The organism is Terrabacter sp. P2_E3 (assembly GCF_056403915.1).
Genome location: NZ_JBFUEN010000002.1, coordinates 62,275 through 80,444, shown reverse-complemented (window position 1 = coordinate 80,444; position 18,170 = coordinate 62,275). Strand labels below are relative to the sequence as shown.

Below are 18,170 nucleotides of genomic sequence, written 5' to 3'. Positions count from 1 at the left end.
TCCTCTTCGTCGCCGAGCCGTGCTCGACACCAGGCCCGACCCGGCGAATCCCGGGAGGAGCAAACGGGCCGACTTCTTCGTGCGAAGCGGCCCACGCGACCACACAGCGGGGGTGGCGGCAGTCCCCTGCTGCCAGCAGTCCCGCGATGCCTCAACCCTACGACCACCCGGTCGCATTGGGACCCTCCGCAGTGACCCGACAACCCCACCCATCGCTCTTGAGGGTTGCCCCGCGGATGCGCTCGACCGCCGTCGGGGGGCACGGACCACGGAGGGCCCCTCCAGGGATCGTCCCGGGGAGGCCCTCCGTGGTTATGTCGCGTCCGAGCGCGGAGGCTACGGGTTCACGGCATTCACGATGACGTTGCCGCTACCGACCAGGATGCCGGTGTCGGTGCGGACCTGCACCGTGCCGAGCAGGACCCGACCGGCGGCGGGCGCCGTGTTGGCGGTCACGGTGCCGGGGACGGTCCACGACGACCCCGCGGGTCGGAGGGCGTTCGCGTCCGTGACGGCGACCGAACCGAAGGCCGGGTTGCCGAACACGTCGACGTAGTCGAACGTCGTCGACCCCTGGGGGACGGCGAAGCCGTCGACAAGGGTCACCCAGAGACCAGCCGCCGGGTTGGCGATGGTCACCGACTCCTCACTGTCACCGTCGGCGGACTGACCGGCGAGCACGCAGGTGCCGGTCGTGCAGTTGTAGACGTACAGGTCGAGGTCGGCGCCCGTGTCGCCGGCCGACCCGATGGTGGCCCGCAGGGACGTCGACCCGGGCGTGACGGAGACCCGAACCTGCTGCTGGGCACCTGCCGCGATCGTCGGCCTCAGCATCTTCGCGCTGCCCAGCGTGGTGCCGATGGCCCGGCCGGTGAAGGCGCCGAAGCCGTTGGTCAGGGTGTAGCTGCGAGCCAGCGGGACTCCGAGGGCCGCTGAGGCGATGGTGTCGGGGTTGGGCGACACCGTCGCTCCGAGGATGGACGCCGTGAGGGTGTAGGGGGCGTTCTCGGCGTCGGAGGTGCGCCGCGCCTCGACGGTGACCTCCCAGACCCCGGCCTGCGGGTTGCTCGTCGTGCGGCTGGTGGCCGCACCCGTGGCGCAGGTCCCGGATGTCGGGGTGTAGCAGCTGAGCGACGAGTTGTCGTCGATCGCCACTCCGTAGGGGTGGAACCGGAGGAACCGGATCTGTCCCGCGCCGGGGGTGCTGCCTCCGCCGACAAGATCGACCTTGAGCGCCGGAGTGTTGGCCGGCACCGCGTAGAAGTAGCTGGTCACCTGGTTCCGGCCGATGCTGCCCGAGCGAGCCACCGAGAAGTTGTTCGCTGCGGTGAACGACTCAGCGGCCACGACGGTGTTGAGGGTCGCCTTCTCGATGCCCGCCGTCGACGGATCGTCGAGCTTGAGGATCGCCGAGTGCGTACCCGCATGGAGGGGGTTGACGGAGACGGCGACCTGGGTCGGGGTGTTCAGGGGCAGCGCCACCGAGGCAGGCGACGCGAAGGTGCCGTCGTTGCCCACCCAGCTCAGGTTGTAGGTGCGGCTGCCGCCGCCGCCCGAGGTCCGGGTGAAGGTGTAGGTGCGCGTGTAGGAGGCGCCAGGGGCGACTCCCTCACGGTCGAAGATCCCCTCGCCGCGGCCGGGCGTCGCGAGGAAGCCCGACAGGAGCGAGTGAACCGCGACCGACGAGCTGATGTCGACCGGCTTGAGGTTGGTCTTGAGCAGGTCCCAGGCCGCACCGACGGAGATCAGGCCGTTGCCCTGCTCGTAGGCGCCGAATCGCGTGGGGTCCAGATAGCGGGCAGAGGAGGTCAGGGCCTCGCGCAGCTGTGCCGGCTTGACCTGCACTCCTGACTGCTTCGCGGCACTCACGAGGAGCGCGCCTGCTCCCGCGGCCTGCGGGGACGCCATGGAGGTGCCCTGCAGCATCGAGTAGCCGGCCGGGAGGTCGTAGGTGCCCGCCACCGGGGACGAGGTCTCCCACATCGGGGTCGTCGAGATGGCAGCGCCCGGCGCGACGATCTCAGGCTTGAAGCCGCCGTCCTCGCGGGGTCCGCGTGAGGAGAAGCCGTGCAGGTTGTCGACGTAGGCGGAGTCGGAGCCGTAGTTCTTCCGCCACGTCTCCTTGCTGATGTAGGACCCGACCGCGAGCACCTTGGACGCAGCGGCAGGGTCGCCGATCGTGTTCAGGCCCGAGCCGTTGTTGCCGGCCGAGATGAACATCTGGACGTTGTACTGCTCGATGAGCCGGTTGTAGAGGATCGCACGGGTGTTGTTGCCGTCGTTGAGCGCCGGCAGCCCACCGATCGACATGTTGATGACGTCGACGTTGCCCTGCTTGGCGATGAACGTCATTCCCTCGATGAGGGCGTGCGAGGTGCACCCGGTGATGAACATGCAGACCCGGACGGACTTCAGCGTGGCGCCCGGGGCCGCGCCGGACATCGCGCCGCCGAACATCTGGTTGGCCGCGGTGATGCCGGCGACGTGGGTGCCGTGCTCACCGGACACGATGCCGATGTTGACCACCTTGTTCTTGCCGTCGGTCTGGACGACGAACGGCATGGACTCGTGCTCCGGCGTCGCCGGGTTGTCCGTGCCGAAGTGGCCGACGTCGAACTTCTTGGCGTAGTCGGTCAGGACCTGGTCGTTGCCCAGGTTGTGGTCCTGGTTGGTGTCGACACGGACGGTGCCGGCTGCCGCGTCCCACAGGACCGCGAACGTGTCAGTGCTGTCACCGTCGCGGTTGACGTCGCTGCCGACCTCTCCGCCGAGCCGCGGGTCACCCTCGTTGAAGACCGAGACCCGGTAGCTTCCCGGTGGGGCGACGTAGGCCACGCCGCCGTAGGTGAAGCTGGGGCCGGTCATCTGGGTGGACATGTCCAGCCAGGTCGGGTCGTCATCGGTGAAGGGGTCCGTCGCAGTGACCCAGTCGGTGATCTTGCGCTCACCGGTCGTCGTCGTCGCCAGCGCGGGGTGGTCGAGGTCGATGCCGGAGTCGACGATGCCGATCGTGGTGCCGCGGCCGTCCCACGTGGGGTGGGCTGCGGTGAACTGTGCGGCGCCCGTGTCACCGATCGGCATGTACGCGTTGTTCCGAGGGGTGCCCGCGCCAGGAGGGGTCTGCGGGGAAGGCGACTGCGCTCCCTGCGGGCTCGGGTCGTCCAGTGGAATGACCTCGTCCAGGTCCGCGGCCACGATGCCGGTCACATTGGCTGCTGCCTCAGCCTTGTCGATCGGCACGATGGCGCGGATGTAGCTGACGTCGCTGTCGGCCTTGCTGATCACCGCACCGAGCGATCGCAGGCCGGTCGTGACCGTGTTGTTCTGCCCCGGCACGGCCGCGATGAGCAGCGTCACCGTCCGCGAGCCATTGGCTCGCGCGGTGGCGAGCAGCTCGCGATCATGCTTGCCCAGCTGTGACTGCTTCGCTGATGCGCCGGCGTTCGGCGCGCCGACCGCCTGCGGGGCGTTCAGACCCACTGCCCCCATTGCCCCGACGGCCGACATGATCACCGCAGCGCGACGCGCTCTCGATCCCAGGAACCTGCCCATGAACTCCACCTCTGTTGGTTGTTGAGGTACGGCCCCCGTCCCGGACGCTTGAGGCTATCGACGCGAGCGGCCGGCTGGTGGGGCTTCGGCGACATCTGGATCTCGGGGCTGGTCGAGCCCAGGCCGTTCGCGATCGAGAATGGTTTCTGCGGGCGAGATGTGGGCAGACACAGAGTGCACCGGGAGTGCAGTGCACCGCACTCCCGGCCGCCACGACCATCAGCACGACGAGACGCAGGAGATGGATCCCGAATGAGTACGCCTTTTCCCGAACCGACACAGCCCGCGTCGTCATCGGCCGAGGTCCTGCTTCGCTACCTCGACTACTTTCGCGACCAGGTCGCTGAACGGGTCGAGGGCCTGTCCGAGCACGAGCAGCGAACGAGCCGGCTCCCGTCAGGTTGGACGCCGGTCCAGCTCGTGAAGCATCTGACGTACGTGGAGCATCGATGGCTCGACTGGGGATTTGAAGGCGCACACGTTGCTGACCCATGGGCTGACAGCCGTGATGGGCGATGGTTCGTGGACGACGACGAGTCGCTCGCGGATCTGCTGGCCGCCTTCCGCAGCCAGGCCGCACGTAGCAACGCCGTCACCAGGTCCCACGACCTGACCGATGTGGGTCGCCCCGGCCCCAGATGGGACGGTCAGCCACCCGCACGTCTGGACAGGGTGCTGCTCCACCTGCTTCAGGAATACGCGAGGCACGCGGGCCATCTCGACATCGTGGCCGAACTCGCGGGGGGCCCCACCGGGGAATGAGTCGTTCGCCGGTGGGGCCCACAGGCACCGCCGCGCCGGAACCGAGCGCGATGACGACTCCTGCTCCCCTGCTGGCGCGGACTGGGGCGGACACCTGGTCCAGTCGTCGAGGCTGCCGCGCGTCTCTGAGATGCCTCCGAGATCTCGTCGTCAGGCTGTGGGTTCGTGCGGCCGCCGCCGCTCCATCCACTCCGAAGGACGTCCGTGACCCACCTGCTCCACCTCAGTGACGCCCTGTTCCTGCGGATCAACGACCTGGCCCGCGCGTCCACGGGTCTGCACGCACCCGCCGTCGCCTACGCGCGGTACGGCCTGGTCATGTTCGCCGCACTGATCCTGCTCGGGGTCTGGCGACGTCGGGGCGCGAGCGACCGGGACCTCGCGGCTGCCGTGTGGGCGGGAGCAGGAACCCTGCTCGCCGTCGCGGTCAACCAGCCGGTGGCCGCTCTCGTGGCCGAGGCCCGGCCGTACGCCGTGCACCCCGCCGCACTGACCCTCGTGGACCGGACGACGGACTGGTCCTTCCCGTCTGACCACTCCGTCATGGCCGGTGCCGCCGCGGTGGGGCTGCTGCTCGTGTCGAGGCGCCTGGGCGCTCTTGCGCTGGCAGCGGCAGTGCTCATGGCGGCCACCCGGGTGTACGTCGGCGCGCACTACCCCCACGACGTCGTCGCAGGCCTGCTCCTCGGCGCAGCGGTGGCCGGCCTGGGCTGGCTCCTCGTGCGACTGCCCCTCACGAGGCTGGTCGGCGCTCTGCGTACCCTCCCTGTCATCGAGCGCGTGCTCTCGCCCGTCACGTGAGGACTGCCCCACGGGATGCACCGGGCCGTGCGAGGAGACGCGCCGCATAGGCTGCTTCGTCGTCTCGGACATCCTGCTGGCGCTCACCACCGAACCGGACGAGTTTTCGGAACGGCTGCTGTCGCGCCGACTGGCCAGCCTCGAGGACCTCGTCATCAACCGACGCTGGAGTCCGGTCACCTCCTGAGGGTCACCTCGAGACGGCAGAAGGGCCCCTGACCGGCGTTTCCGCTGGTCAGGGGCCCTTCCGAGCACTGGGTGGCAGGTGAAGGATTCGAACCTTCGTAGCTCTCGCGACGGATTTACAGTCCGTTTCCATTGGCCGCTCGGACAACCTGCCTTGGTGCGTCTGGAAGGATAGCAAGAGATCGGGCGCGGTCCGAAATCGGGCCTCTGGCGACGCTTTCGTCGTGTCCGGACCGCCTCAGCGCACCCGCCCGACAGACCAGACAACAGCATCCGGAAGGACCCCACCGATGGCCGACTCCTCGTTCGACATCGTCAGCAAGTTCGACAAGCAGGAGATCGCGAACGCGGTCAACAGCGCCAGCAAGGAGATCGCGACGCGCTACGACTTCAAGAACGTCGGCGCCTCCGTCGACCTCGCCGGCGAGGTCATCAAGATGAAGGCGAACACCGAGGAGCGCTGCCTCGCAGTGCTCGACGTCGTGCAGACGCACCTCGTCAAACGCAAGGTCAGCCTCAAGCACCTCGACGTCCCCGAGGCAGGCCCGCGCCTCTCGGGCAAGGAGTACCACCTCGACGCGCCGCTCAAGGAGGGCATCTCCCAGGAGAACGCGAAGAAGATCAACAAGCTGATCCGCGACGAGGGGCCCAAGGGCGTCAAGAGCCAGATCCAGGGCGACGAGCTGCGCGTCTCGAGCAAGTCCCGCGACGACCTCCAGGCCGTCCAGCGGATGCTCCGCGACGCCGACCTCGACGTCGCACTGAACTTCACCAACCAGCGCTGAGCGCGCGGGTCCGCCTGCGTGACAGGCGAACCCACCACGACAGACCACGTATGCCGTCCACCTCGGTGGGCGGCATACGTGCGTCTCAGAGCGGGCGGGCGAGTCCGCGCAGGTCGGGGAAGACCTCGACCGCGAGGGCCCACCAGAAGAGGTGGCCGCACAGCTCGGCGTACTCCTGCGGCGTGACCCAGCGCGTCTCGTGGATGCCGTCGTCGCCGTCGGTCAGCTCGGGTCGCACGTCGTCGAGCCGGGTGCGGAAGACCTGCAGGAACGGCTTCTCGCGACTGAAGAGGTTGTCCTCGGTCTTCGGCGTGAACCGCTCGTAGCCGCAAGGGAGCACGTCCGGATGGCGCAGCCGCAAGCCGGTCTCCTCGAACGTCTCGCGCACGGCGTTCTCGACCGGTGTCTCGTCGTCCTCGCGCCACCCCCCGGGGGAGCCCCACTCGCCGCGACGGACGCTGTGCACCACGACGAAGTCGCCCCGGCGGTCGCGGACGAAGACCATCGCCGCGAGCACCCGGGCCGGGTCGAGCGGGTCGTCGGAGGCGACGAGGTCGACATCGCTCGCGCCGTTCGGGAAGGACACGTCGAGGATGCGACGCACCCCCCGGTCACGTTTGCGCTTGCGCAGCCGCAGCCCGGACGCGTTGAGCCGGCGCGCGAGGTCGACCCCGGTCGTCGGCGTCGCGCCGGCGTCGACGGCGTCCTGCCAGCGCCCCTGTGGCACGTCGTAGTGGTCGCCGTCGAACGACCGCGGGTGCAGCTGGGCGGCATGTGCGACGGCGTGCAGCTCGTCGTAGGAGGTGTCGCTGACGAGGTGGGCGAAGAGCCGACCGTGGGCGGGCCAGATCGGCTGGTCGATCCACACGGTCATGCCTCGAAGCCTAGGCCAGGCCGCCGACGCGTGCCGTCCGGTGCCCTGTGGACGACGCCGGCCGCCTCTCCCCCGTCCGACCTAGCCTCGGACGAACGCGGCCACCGTCCGGTCGGCCCACGATCGAGGAGAGCACCCATGTCCCGTTCCGTCGTTGACACCGAACGCATCGCCGCCGCGGCCGGCGACATCAACCGGCTCGCCGACACCATCACGTCGAGCACCGCCGAGCTGCGCGGGCGCCTCGCCGGCATGGGCGCGGACTGGCAGGGCCCGGCCAAGGTCGAGTTCGAGCGCGTCATGCACGACTACCAGCGCATCCAGGCCCAGATGACCGAGGCCCTGGCCGACGTCGGCCGCCTCACCCTCAAGGCGTCGACGGCCTACGCCGAGCACGAGAACGCGACCCGCGCCCTCTTCGCCCGCTGACCCCTCCCCGGCACCCGGCATACGCTCTCCCGGCGCCGCCGGGCGTCGGGCCGCGGACGACGAAGGGCGGCTCCCCCGTGAGGAGGAGCCGCCCTTGCGACGTGCTGCGGTGCTGCTCAGACGGATGGGCTCAGAAGCCCATGCCGCCCATGCCGCCCATGTCGTCGCCACCGGGCATGGCCGGCGCGTGCTTCTCGGGCTTGTCGGCGATGACGGCCTCGGTCGTGAGGAAGAGCGCCGCGATCGAGGCTGCGTTCTGCAGCGCCGAGCGCGTCACCTTGACCGGGTCGATGATGCCGGCGGCGAGCAGGTCGACGTACTCACCCGACGCGGCGTTGAGACCGTGACCGGCCTCGAGACCGCGCACCTTCTCCGCGACGACGCCACCCTCGAGGCCGGCGTTGATCGCGATCTGCTTGAGCGGGGCCTCGGTCGCGACGCGCACGATGTTGGCGCCGGTCGCCTCGTCACCCTCGAGCACGAGCTCGTCGAGCGCCTTGGCGGCCTGGATGAGAGCGACGCCACCACCGGCGACGATGCCCTCCTCGACGGCAGCCTTCGCGTTGCGGACGGCGTCCTCGATGCGGTGCTTGCGCTCCTTGAGCTCGACCTCGGTGGCCGCGCCCGCCTTGATGACGGCGACGCCGCCGGCGAGCTTGGCGAGGCGCTCCTGGAGCTTCTCGCGGTCGTAGTCGGAGTCCGACTTCTCGATCTCGGCCTTGATCTGGGCGATGCGGCCCTCGATCTGCGAGCGGTCCTCGGCGTCCTCGACGATGGTCGTCTCGTCCTTGGTGACGACGACCTTGCGAGCGCGGCCGAGCAGGTCGAGGGTGGCGTTCTCGAGCTTGAGACCGACCTCCTCGGAGATGACCTGGCCACCGGTGAGGATGGCGATGTCGGTGAGCATGGCCTTGCGGCGGTCGCCGAAGCCGGGAGCCTTGACGGCGACCGACTTGAACGTGCCCTTGATCTTGTTCACGACGAGCGTCGCGAGGGCCTCACCCTCGATGTCCTCGGCGATGATCAGCAGCGGCTTGCCCGACTGCATGACCTTCTCGAGGAGCGGGATGAGGTCCTTGATGTTGCCGATCTTGGAGTTCGCGACGAGCACGTAGGCGTCGTCGAGGACGGCCTCCATGCGCTCGGTGTCGGTGACGAAGTAGGCGGAGATGTAGCCCTTGTCGAAGCGCATACCCTCCGTCATCTCCAGCTCGAGGCCCATGGTGTTGGAGTCCTCGACGGTGATGACACCTTCCTTGCCGACCTTGTCCATCGCCTCGGCGATGAGAGCACCGATCTCCTCGTCGGCCGCCGAGATGCTGGCGGTCGAGGCGATCTGCTCCTTGGTCTCGATCTCCTTGGCCTGCTCGAGCAGGCGGGCGGTGACGGCCTCGACGGCCTTCTCGATGCCGCGCTTGAGCGCCATCGGGTTGGCGCCGGCGGCCACGTTGCGCAGGCCTTCCTTCACCATCGCCTGGGCGAGCACGGTCGCCGTCGTCGTGCCGTCACCGGCGACGTCGTCGGTCTTCTTGGCAACTTCCTTGACGAGCTCCGCGCCGATCTTCTCGTACGGGTCGTCGAGCTCGATCTCCTTGGCGATCGAGACGCCGTCGTTGGTGATCGTGGGGGCGCCCCACTTCTTCTCCAGGACGACGTTGCGGCCCTTGGGGCCGAGGGTCACGCGGACGGCGTCGGCGAGGATGTTCATTCCCCGCTCGAGCCCGCGACGCGCCTCTTCGTCAAACGCAATGGTCTTGGCCATTCGGGTGGTCCTCCACGCGAATCGTTGGTGGTGGCCCGCATGACGCCCGCGACGGACGGGACCGGTCTCCCCAGCTTCATGTAGCTGCGAACCCAGCCCCTCGGCATACGGCCCATTTCTGTCACTCCCCTAGGGAGAGTGCTAACGCCATTATTGGCACTCTCGGGGTGAGAGTGCAAACGTCTGGCCCCACGGGCTGGGGCGTATGCCGTCCGCTCGGGTCAGGCGTCCACGGCCGGTGCCAGCGCGGCGGCGATCCGGGCGGCATGCTCGGCGGACTCCTGCTCCGAGGCATAGGTCGTCCGCGGCCAGAAGAAGCCGCGCAGCCCGTCGCCCTTGGTGCGCGGGACGACGTGCACGTGCAGGTGCGGCACGGACTGGCTCACGACGTTGTTCATCGCCACGAACGTGCCCTGTGCGCCGAGCGCCCCGACGACGGCCGCGGCGAGGCGCTGGGTGGCCCCGAGCACCGTGGCGTGCAGCTCGGCCGGGAGGTCGAGGAGGGTGTCGACGTGTCGTCGCGGCACGAGCAGGACGTGACCCTTGAAGACCGGGCGGCGGTCGAGGAAGGCGACGAGGTCCGGCTCGTCGAGCACGACGTCGGCCGGCACCTCCCCCGCCACGATCGAGCAGAAGACGCAGTCCATGGCGACAGGCTCCCACGCCTGGTCGCGTCGGCCCGGTCGGGCAGGTCAGCAGATGATGAGCAGGAAGCAGCCGCCGTCGCTCGACGTCGGCGAGGGGGTCGGCGTCGGGGTGGGCTTCTTCGTCGAGGTCGGCTTCGGCTTCGGGTTCGGGTTGCCCCTCGTGGGCGTCGACGACGGGCTCGGGGCCACGGTCGAGGACGGCGCGGGCGGCGTCGTGGCCCGGCTCGACGACGGGGCGGGAGCCGAGGTGGTCGGCACCGACGAGGTCGGGTCGGAGGCCGGCTCGACGACGGCGGTCGCCGGGGCGCGCGTGGTCCCGGGGCGGGTGGTCCCGGTCGCGGCGGTGGGCGTGCCGGTCGCGGCAGCGGAGGTGTCGGCCGAGCCCCAGCCGTCGTCAGAGGTCGTGCTCGTCCAGTCACCGCCGGGCAGGCCGGGGAAGCCGCTGGACGACATCGCCTCGTCGCTCCAGCTGTCGCCCGACCAGTAGGCGACGGCGCCGGTCGAGAGCAGTGCGACGGCCGCGAGGACGGCGGCGATGAGGACCTTGCGTCGGGACTTCGAGCCGGGAGTGGAGGTGTGGTTCTCGGTCGACATGGTCCACAAACGTAGAGGAATCGGGCGGGAGACGCCTCCTCAGAGGGTGGCCGCTACGGTGGTCCCATGCTCGGGGAGACGTGGATCACACCGAGGTACGCGGGGTGAGCGCGCCGCCGGCCGGGGACCGTCCCGCGGCGACGACCGGCTTCGTCGAGGTCGCCGACCGGGTCTTCGTCGCGCGCTACCGGCAGTGGGACGTCAACGTCGGCCTGGTGCTCGGTCGTCACGGTGCCGTCGTCATCGACACGCGGGCGAGCGGCATCCAGGGCAGCCAGGTCCTCGACGACATCCGACGCCTCGGCCGTGACATCGAGGTCCGCCACGTCGTCAACACGCACGTCCACTTCGACCACACCTTCGGCAACACCGCCTTCGAGACCGCCATCGTCCACGCCCACGACAACGTCGGGCGCACCATCGACGCCGATGCCGAGCGGATCAAGGCCGCCTTCCGGGCCGACCCCGGAGACGGCCCGGAGTACGGCTACACCGCGCGCGACGCCGCCGAGGTCATGGCGACCGTGGTCCGCGGGCCCGACCGCACCTTCGGCTCGAACGCGACGATCGACCTCGGTGACCGCGTCGTCACGATGACGTATGCCGGCCGCGGCCACACCGACGGAGACGTGGCCGTGCTCGTGCCCGACACCGACGCGATGTTCCTCGGCGACCTCGTCGAGGAGAGCGCCCACCCGTCCTTCGGCGACGACTGCTGGCCGCTCGAGTGGGCCGACACCCTCACCTCGCACCTCGTCCTGGCCGAGGACCGCACGGTCGTCGTGCCGGGACACGGACACCCCGTGGACGGCGCCTTCGTGGCCCGCCAGCGCGACGAGATCGCTGTCGTCGCCGCCGTGATCCGCGAGCGCCGGCTCGGCGCGGCGTCGCTCACGAAGGCGTTGAACGCGCCGGACCCGCGCCTGCCCTACCCCCTCGACCACCTGGACTCCGCCATCCGCCGCGGCTGGGACCACCTCTCCCCACCCACCCCCTGACGCGACACCCACCCCGACGCCCGCCGCGCCGGAAGCCTTCCGTGGCCGGTTCGTGGAGTTCTTCCGGCATGTGGTGCCGGAAGAACTCCACGAACCGCTCCCACGACACGCAGTTCACGCCGGGCGCCGCTGACCTGGGCCCGCAAGGCAGTCGCGGCCGCATGAGCTGGGCTCTCCGTCCCAGCCGCGGGACCGGAGTAGCCGTCCGACGAGCACGCTCGCCCGGCAGGGCTCGAGGACGTGGGGCCACCTGAGTCGCAGCGTGGACTCGCCGCGGGCGACGGCATCGACATCACGCTCGAGGTCGGCCCACTCGCGCCGCGGTCCCGTGTGGACGAACCGCCCGTCGAGCTCGACGACGACGGCGAAGTCGGAGTACTCCACGTCGCGGTACGTCACGCCCCGCCTCGTGACGACCTTGACCTGCCGCCTCGCGGTCGGCAGGCCGTGCGACCGCTCGACGTCATGCAGGTAACGCCGTTCGAACACCGACATCGTGCCCGCGGCCACGTCGTCGAGGATCGGAAGGAGCAGGCGCCGACGAGGCAATCGACCTCGCGCCGACAGCTCGTCGTGCAGTCGGGCCGCTGTCGTCACCCGCTGCTGGCAGGCGTCGGCCAGGACGGCGACGGCCGTGGCCTCGTCAGCACAGGCGGAGGCGACGTCGAGCAGAGCCTCGTCCAGCCGCAGGCGCGGCGGCGAGAGATGGAGCTGCACCCGGCGCTCGAAGTCATGTCGACGGGTCACGACCACCCCGGCAGGTGGAGCGACCCGCCGGCTTGCGTCGACCACCACCTGGACGGGTTCCAGGGCGACCCGCCCGCGAGTCATCTCGCGGTCGAGCCAGGACGCAGCCGCGACCTCGACCGCAGCCGACCTGAGGCCGTGCGCTCGAAGCGCGGAGTCCCCGGCGAGCGCAGCCGGCCAGTGGAAGAGCACGCCGGCCCAGGCTCGCTGCGTCCAGGTCGGCTGCCCGGTGTGGTCGACGTAGACACCGGGATGGATCCGCGCCAGCTCCCGTCGGCGTAACAGCCGTTCCAGGTCGCTGTCGTCGAGGCCGCACTCGAGGGCCTGCGTCCTCGAGATCACGCCGTCCTGCGCGTGAAGCACGTCGCGTGCACTCGCCAGGTCCATTCCTCGAGGGTCGCTGCGGCTCCGGCCACCCACGAGGTAGAGGGCCGCAGCTGTGGGCAACCCCCGGCGTTTCGCGGGGGATGTGGACACCGACGGACACGTCGTGGAGTTCTTCCGGCACCAGGTGCCGGAAGAACTCCACGACCTGCGCAGCTGCAGGCAGCAGGAGCGCCCGGTCGCGGACCTCAGCGCGAGAGCGCGGAGGGAAAGGCGTCGGACCAGGAGCGCAGCGCGATGCCGCCGTCGGCCGTCCGGTCGACCGACGTCGCCGCGAGCAGCGCGTGCACGATCGCCCGGGCGACGCAGTCCGCACCGGCCTCCATGAGCACGGTCTGCTCGGCCGGGTCCGGCGCCGGACGCTCGCCCGTCGCGAGCGTGAAGAGGGTGTCGCCGTCGAAGAGCGTGTGCACCGGCTTGAGCGCCCGTGCATAGCCGTCATGCCCGATGCCGGACATCTTCTGGCACTGGGCCTTGGACAGGGTGGCGTCCGTCGCGATGACCCCGATGGTCGTGGCCAGTCCCGGCCGGCCGGCGTTCGCGGGCAGCGCCTCGGCCCGGGCCTGCGCAGCCTCGAGCTCGGCGGCACTCGGCCGACCCACGTGGGCCAGCTCGTCGCCGAGACCCAGCCCCACGGCATACGGCACCCCGGTGGCCGGGTCGACCGCCGAGCCGACGGCGTTGACGGCGACGAGCGCGGCAACGATCGTGCCCGACTCGAGCACGACGCTCGCGGAGCCGATCCCGCCCTTGAAGCCCCCGACCTTGGCGCCGGTGCCCGCACCGACGCTGCCCTGGGCGACGGCCGAGGACGTCGCACTGGCGTATGCCGCCCTCCCGTCCTCCGCGCGCGGACGGTGGCCCCACGTGCCGGCGCGTCCCAGGTCGAAGAGGATCGCGGACGGCACGATCGGCACGACGTGTCCCGGCTCGCCCATGGGCCAGCCGATCCCGTCGTCCAGCAGGGCGTCCACGACTCCGTCGGCGGCGGCGAGGCCGAGCGCGGACCCGCCGCCGAGGACGATCGCATCGACGCGGTCGACGAGGTTGCGCGGGGCCAGCAGGTCGGTCTCTCGCGTGCCCGGCCCGCCGCCGCGCACGTCGACGCCGGCGACGGCGCCGCCGCCGGGGGCGAGCACCACGGTCACGCCGGTGAGCCAGCCCGGCTCGTCACGGGTGCAGTGGCCGACCCGGAGGCCCGCGACGTCGACGAGGGAGTTCGTCGGGCCCGGGGCCACGACGAAGGGGGCATCGCTCACTGCGGGTCCCTGAGGTCGAACTCCATGAGGCGCCCCGGCGAGCTGAAGCCGAGCCGCTCGTAGAACTCCTGGGCCCGGTCGTCGGGAGCGTTGAGCCGGATCCACTTGACGTCGGTCGTGCGCGACCACTCGATCATCGCCTCGGTCAGCGCCCGCCCGACGCCGCGGTCACGACAGCCCGGCGCGACGAAGAGGCCGCCGACGTGCAGCCACGAGACGTCCTTGCGCCCGGGCCACGGCAGCGCGCGGATGCGCCGGGTCTCGAGGATGCCGGCATGGTCGCCCCGGCTCTCGGCGATCCACGTCGGCCGGTCGGGCCGCTCGGCCAGCCACGCGTCGACGAAACGGTCGAGGTAGCCGGTCTCGGACGGCATACCCAGCTCGCGGGCGAACTGGAGGTGCAGCGCGGCGACGATGAGGGCGTCGTCGGCCGACGCGCGGCGGATCGTCACCTCGGCCATGAGGGAAGTGAACCACGCGCGTGCCGCGAGGGCTCGCAACCACGGCTCGGCCGGGGTGCGATGCCCAGCCGGTGGGACGCGTCAGGCGAGAGCGGTCAGACGTTGATGCCGAGGCGGCGGCTCGTGCGCGCCCGTTGGCGGCTCGCGCGCATCCGGCGCAGGCGCTTGATGAGCATCGGGTCGGCCTCGAGGGCCTCCGGGCGGTCGAGGAGCGCGTTGAGCACCTGGTAGTAGCGCGTGGAGCTCATGTCGAAGAGCTCCTTGATGGCCTGCTCCTTGGAGCCGGCGTACTTCCACCACTGGCGCTCGAACGCCAGGATCTCGAGGTCGCGCGCGCTGAGGCCGTCCTCGGACTCGTGGCGCTGCGGCTGCGCCGTGGCGTGTTCTGTGCTCATGTCCCCGTCTCGCTGCAGTCGTGCTGCGTGTCGCGTCGTGCGTTGGCTCCGGTCACACCCTAGACCGAAATAACAAGGGTGTCATTCAGCTCAGGCGTGGCGCGGCATGTCGCCGGCGGGGCCGTCGCACCGCCCGGAACATGCGTCCCACGAGTCTCGTGCGCCCCACCCGTGACGCCCCATCGCGTCGTCCGGTGTCGTCCTGGCGTCGGTGCCGGGTGGCCGTACTCGACGATCCGACGACCCACCTGGGTCAGGACATCGTATCGAGGATGGCGTTGACGTCCTCCTTGGTGGTGTGCGGGTTGACGATGGCGAAGCGCGTCAGCGTCTCCCCGCGGAAGGTCGTCGGCACGACGAAGGCGAACTCCTGGGCGAGCAGCCGGTCGGTCCACGCCTGGTAGTCCTCGGGGCCCCAGCCGAGGCGGCGGAAGACGACGACCGACAGGTCGGGCTGGCGCACCGCCTCGAGGTAGTCGCGGCGCCCGATCTCGTCGGCGGCGAAGCGGGTCACCTCGAGGGTGCTCTCGATGGCGTCGACGTAGGCGTCGGTGCCGTGCACGGCGAGGGAGTACCAGAGCGGCAGGCCGCGCGCACGTCGCGTCAGGCCGATGGAGTAGTCGGTCGGGTTCCACTCGGCCGACTTCGTGATGACGTCGAGGTAGCCCGCCTCCTGCGTGTGCGCGACCCGCGCCAGCTCCGGCTCGCGGTAGATGAGGGCGCAGCAGTCGAACGGCGCGAAGAGCCACTTGTGCGGGTCGACGATGAAGGAGTCCGCGTGCTCGATGCCGTTGAAGAGGTGTCGCACCGACGGTGCAGCGAGGCCGGCGCCACCGTAGGCCCCGTCGACGTGCAGCCACAGGCCGTACTCGCGGCACACCTCGGCGACCGACTCGAGGTCGTCGACGACGCCGAAGTTCGTGGTGCCGCTCGTCGCGACGACTGCGAAGAACGTCTCGGGACCGTTCTCCTCCAAGGTCTTTCGCAGCTCGGATCCGGTCAGGCGCAGCTTGTCGTCGACGTGCACGCCGCAGACCTCGGCGTCCATGACGGCCGCCATCGAGACGACGGACGAGTGGGCGTTGTCCGTGGCGGCGATCCGGTAGGGACGCGCGCCCGTGCCCGCTTCCTTGGCCTTCGCCCGGGCGGTGTGCCGAGCCACGACGAGCGCCGACAGGTTGCCCACCGTGCCGCCCGGGACGAAGACGCCGCCCGCCTCGGCCGGCAGGCCCGCGAGGTCGCTGATCCAGCGCAGCGCCTGGTTCTCGGCGTAGACCGCGCCCGCGCCCTCCATCCACGACCCGCCGTAGATCGACGAGGCGCCGACGACGACGTCGAAGGCCGCGGCCTCCCGCGTCGGGGCGCACGGGATGAAGGAGAGGTAGCGCGGGTGGTCGGTCGAGAGGCAGGCCGGCGCGAGGGTGTGCTCGAAGAGCTCCATCGCCCGCGTCGAGCCGAGGCCACCGGCGGTGATGGTCTGGCCGGCGGCCGCCCGGAGGTAGGCCTCCGGCTGCGCCCCGTCGAGCGGGATCGGGTCCATGAGCAGGCGCTCGCGGGCGTAGCTGAGGACCTTGTCGACGGCGACGTGGTCGGCATCCTTGTCGAAGCTGTGCACGCACAGATGCTAGGCCCTGCGGCCGGGTGCGACCGACCGCCCGGGGGCCGCGTGACGGGTGGGGCGGGAGGTCAGCCGAGGAGGGCGGTGCGCAGCTCGTCGGCGGACGCGACGACGGCGGTGGGCCGCACGCCGTGGAGTGCGTCGGGCAGGCCCGCACCCCACGTCACCGCCACGGTGTCCATGCCCGCGGCCTTGCCGGCGAGGACGTCGACGACGGCGTCTCCGACGTAGACGGCGTCATTGGACCCCCGGCCCATCCGGTCGAGCGCGAGCAGCAGCGGAGTCGGGTCGGGCTTGTGCCGCTCGGTGTCCTCCATCGCGACGAGGACGTCGACGTGCTCGCTGATGCCGAGGATGTCCATGGCCTGCTGCGCCGACTCGCGTCGCTTCGACGTGGCGACCCCGACGTGGATACCGGCGGCGCGCAGGTCACCGAGGACGTCGACGACGCCGTCGTAGCCCCGGATGAGCCGCTCGGTGTTGTCGGCGTTCCACTGGAGGTACGTCGCGTAGAGCTCGTCGGCGTGCTCGGGCGAGTGGTCGCGGAAGGCTCCGATGAGCGGGCGCCCGATCCACGAGCGGATCACGTCCGGGTCCTCCTCGTGCCCGAGGACCGTGCGGAACGCGTGCTGGTAGGACTCGACGATGAGGTTGATCGTGTCGGCCAGCGTGCCGTCCAGGTCGAAGACGGCGGTGGACCAGCGGGGAGAAGTCACCGGCCGAGCCTAGGGCAGCGACGGCTCCAGCCACCGCCCTCGTCTCATGACCCGGGTCGGGCGGGCGGCGTCGTCGACGACGACCACGTCGGCCCGGGACCCGACCGCGATCGAGCCCCGGTCGGCCAGCCCGAGCGCGCGGGCGGGTGTGCGCGTGGCGGGCCGGACGGCATACGCCATCGGGACGCCGGAGGCGACGGCGCGGGCGACGATGTCGGCGACGTGGCTCGTGCCACCCGCGATGGAGCCGGGGCTCGTGCCGTCGGGGTCGCGCGCCAGGCGGGCGATGCCGCGGTCGACGACGACCGAGAGGCCACCGAGGACGTACGCGCCGTCCCCCACCCCCGCCGCGGCCATGGCGTCGGAGACGAAGGCGACGTGGTCGGCGCCGACCAGGTCGAGGACGGTGCGCACGGTGTCGTCCGAGAGGTGCGCGCCATCGCCGATGAGCTCGACGGTGACGTGGCCCCGCGCGGCCGAACGCATCAGTGCGGCAACGGCGCCCGGCTTGCGGTGGTGCCACGGGTCCATGCCGTTGAAGAGGTGTGTGGCGAGGTCGGCGCCGGCCGCGACGGCCTGCTCGACCTGCGCGTACGTGGCCGTCGTGTGGCCGATCGCAGCGTGGATGCCGGCCGTCGTGAGCCAGCGGACGAGGTCGAGGCCGTGGGCGCGTTCCGGGGCGAGCGTCACCTGGCGGAGGTGACCGCGGCCGAGCTCGATGAGCCGCTCCACCTCGGCGAGCGACGGGTCGCGGAGCAGCGCCGGGTCGTGCGCGCCGCAGCGGGCTTCGGCCAGCCACGGACCCTCGAGGTGGATGCCGTCGACGACCCCGTCGTCGGCGAGCTCGGCGAGCATCGCGACGCCCCGCTCGAGGTCGCGCGGGCTCATCGTGACGAGGCTCGCGAGCAGGCTCGTCGAGCCGTGCGCGTGGTGGTGCTCGGCCGCCGCGGCCGCGGCGTCGTCGCGCAGGTCGGTGAACGCCGTCCCGCCGCCGCCGTGGCAATGGATGTCGACGTATGCCGGCACCATCGTCCCGCTCACCCGCTCGGTCGCGCCGTCGCCCGGTGGGGGTCCGTCGCCTGCGGTGACGGGGGTGACCGCCGTGATGCGCTCGCCCTCGACGTGGACGAGGACGTCGGGCAGCACGGTGTCGTCGACGAGGGCGGGTCCGCGCAGTGTGAGGTTCATCGGGGTCGATTC

17 protein-coding genes and 1 tRNA gene are annotated in these 18,170 nt (G+C 70.9%); 5 read left to right on the top strand and 13 right to left on the bottom strand.

The window, feature by feature from the left end; translation table 11 throughout:
- Nucleotides 1–336 precede the first annotated feature (336 nt).
- Entirely contained in the window at nt 337–3,552 is a 3,216-nt protein-coding gene (locus tag AC1DW8_RS02130; protein WP_478091523.1) for a S8 family serine peptidase, read from the bottom strand.
- 252 nt (nt 3,553–3,804) lie between these two features.
- Between AC1DW8_RS02130 and AC1DW8_RS02125 the strand changes: the two genes are divergently transcribed.
- Nucleotides 3,805–4,314 carry a DinB family protein gene (locus AC1DW8_RS02125; protein ID WP_056771421.1) on the top strand — a complete coding sequence of 170 codons (510 nt, stop codon included), beginning with the start codon at nt 3,805–3,807 and terminating at the stop codon, nt 4,312–4,314.
- Between the two features lie 204 nt (nt 4,315–4,518).
- Nucleotides 4,519–5,115, top strand: coding sequence for a phosphatase PAP2 family protein (locus AC1DW8_RS02120; protein ID WP_478091522.1), 597 nt, complete (start codon nt 4,519–4,521; stop codon nt 5,113–5,115).
- 259 nt (nt 5,116–5,374) lie between these two features.
- Here the strand turns inward: AC1DW8_RS02120 and AC1DW8_RS02115 are convergent.
- Nucleotides 5,375–5,455: transfer RNA gene (locus tag AC1DW8_RS02115), tRNA-Tyr, on the bottom strand.
- Between the two features lie 136 nt (nt 5,456–5,591).
- Between AC1DW8_RS02115 and AC1DW8_RS02110 the strand changes: the two genes are divergently transcribed.
- Nucleotides 5,592–6,086 (top strand): YajQ family cyclic di-GMP-binding protein, encoded by a 495-nt coding sequence (locus AC1DW8_RS02110; protein WP_056771430.1) that lies wholly within the window; start codon nt 5,592–5,594, stop codon nt 6,084–6,086.
- An 85-nt stretch (nt 6,087–6,171) separates the two neighbouring features.
- Here AC1DW8_RS02110 and AC1DW8_RS02105 read toward each other — a convergent pair whose 3' ends face one another.
- A complete protein-coding gene (locus AC1DW8_RS02105) occupies nt 6,172–6,960 on the bottom strand; it encodes a DUF4031 domain-containing protein (RefSeq protein ID WP_056771433.1) in 789 nt (262 codons plus the stop codon).
- Between the two features lie 138 nt (nt 6,961–7,098).
- On the opposite strand from AC1DW8_RS02105, the gene AC1DW8_RS02100 reads away from it, so the two are divergent.
- Nucleotides 7,099–7,389, top strand: coding sequence for a WXG100 family type VII secretion target (locus tag AC1DW8_RS02100; RefSeq protein ID WP_056771435.1), 291 nt, complete (start codon nt 7,099–7,101; stop codon nt 7,387–7,389).
- 130 nt (nt 7,390–7,519) lie between these two features.
- On the opposite strand, the gene groL is transcribed toward AC1DW8_RS02100, so the two are convergent.
- From groL to AC1DW8_RS02085, 3 genes are all read right to left on the bottom strand, one after another.
- Nucleotides 7,520–9,151: a chaperonin GroEL gene (groL, locus tag AC1DW8_RS02095; protein ID WP_056771437.1), complete on the bottom strand. Its 1,632-nt coding sequence runs from the start codon at nt 9,149–9,151 to the stop codon at nt 7,520–7,522.
- A 221-nt stretch (nt 9,152–9,372) separates the two neighbouring features.
- A complete protein-coding gene (locus AC1DW8_RS02090) occupies nt 9,373–9,798 on the bottom strand; it encodes an HIT family protein (protein ID WP_056771440.1) in 426 nt (141 codons plus the stop codon).
- A 45-nt stretch (nt 9,799–9,843) separates the two neighbouring features.
- On the bottom strand, nt 9,844–10,392 hold the full coding sequence (locus AC1DW8_RS02085) for a hypothetical protein (RefSeq protein WP_478091518.1): 549 nt from the start codon (nt 10,390–10,392) through the stop codon (nt 9,844–9,846).
- A 104-nt stretch (nt 10,393–10,496) separates the two neighbouring features.
- Between AC1DW8_RS02085 and AC1DW8_RS02080 the strand changes: the two genes are divergently transcribed.
- Nucleotides 10,497–11,390: an MBL fold metallo-hydrolase gene (locus tag AC1DW8_RS02080; RefSeq protein WP_478091516.1), complete on the top strand. Its 894-nt coding sequence runs from the start codon at nt 10,497–10,499 to the stop codon at nt 11,388–11,390.
- A 114-nt stretch (nt 11,391–11,504) separates the two neighbouring features.
- On the opposite strand, the gene AC1DW8_RS02075 is transcribed toward AC1DW8_RS02080, so the two are convergent.
- The 7 genes from AC1DW8_RS02075 to AC1DW8_RS02045 form a co-directional block, all read right to left on the bottom strand.
- Entirely contained in the window at nt 11,505–12,524 is a 1,020-nt protein-coding gene (locus tag AC1DW8_RS02075) for a type IV toxin-antitoxin system AbiEi family antitoxin domain-containing protein (RefSeq protein WP_056822284.1), read from the bottom strand.
- A 185-nt stretch (nt 12,525–12,709) separates the two neighbouring features.
- A complete protein-coding gene (locus AC1DW8_RS02070; RefSeq protein WP_478091513.1) occupies nt 12,710–13,780 on the bottom strand; it encodes a P1 family peptidase in 1,071 nt (356 codons plus the stop codon).
- Nucleotides 13,777–14,241, bottom strand: a complete 465-nt coding sequence (locus tag AC1DW8_RS02065) for a GNAT family N-acetyltransferase (RefSeq protein ID WP_020143393.1) — start codon at nt 14,239–14,241, stop codon at nt 13,777–13,779. Before AC1DW8_RS02065 ends, AC1DW8_RS02070 begins: the two co-directional genes overlap by 4 nt.
- A 95-nt stretch (nt 14,242–14,336) precedes the next feature.
- Complete coding sequence (locus AC1DW8_RS02060; RefSeq protein WP_478091511.1) at nt 14,337–14,636, bottom strand: DUF3263 domain-containing protein; 300 nt, start codon at nt 14,634–14,636, stop codon at nt 14,337–14,339.
- 253 nt (nt 14,637–14,889) lie between these two features.
- Nucleotides 14,890–16,251 (bottom strand): pyridoxal phosphate-dependent decarboxylase family protein, encoded by a 1,362-nt coding sequence (locus AC1DW8_RS02055; protein WP_478091509.1) that lies wholly within the window; start codon nt 16,249–16,251, stop codon nt 14,890–14,892.
- Between the two features lie 71 nt (nt 16,252–16,322).
- Nucleotides 16,323–16,970 (bottom strand): HAD family hydrolase, encoded by a 648-nt coding sequence (locus tag AC1DW8_RS02050; RefSeq protein ID WP_056771459.1) that lies wholly within the window; start codon nt 16,968–16,970, stop codon nt 16,323–16,325.
- Between the two features lie 9 nt (nt 16,971–16,979).
- Nucleotides 16,980–18,158 carry an N-acetylglucosamine-6-phosphate deacetylase gene (locus AC1DW8_RS02045; protein ID WP_056822290.1) on the bottom strand — a complete coding sequence of 393 codons (1,179 nt, stop codon included), beginning with the start codon at nt 18,156–18,158 and terminating at the stop codon, nt 16,980–16,982.
- Nucleotides 18,159–18,170 lie beyond the last annotated feature (12 nt).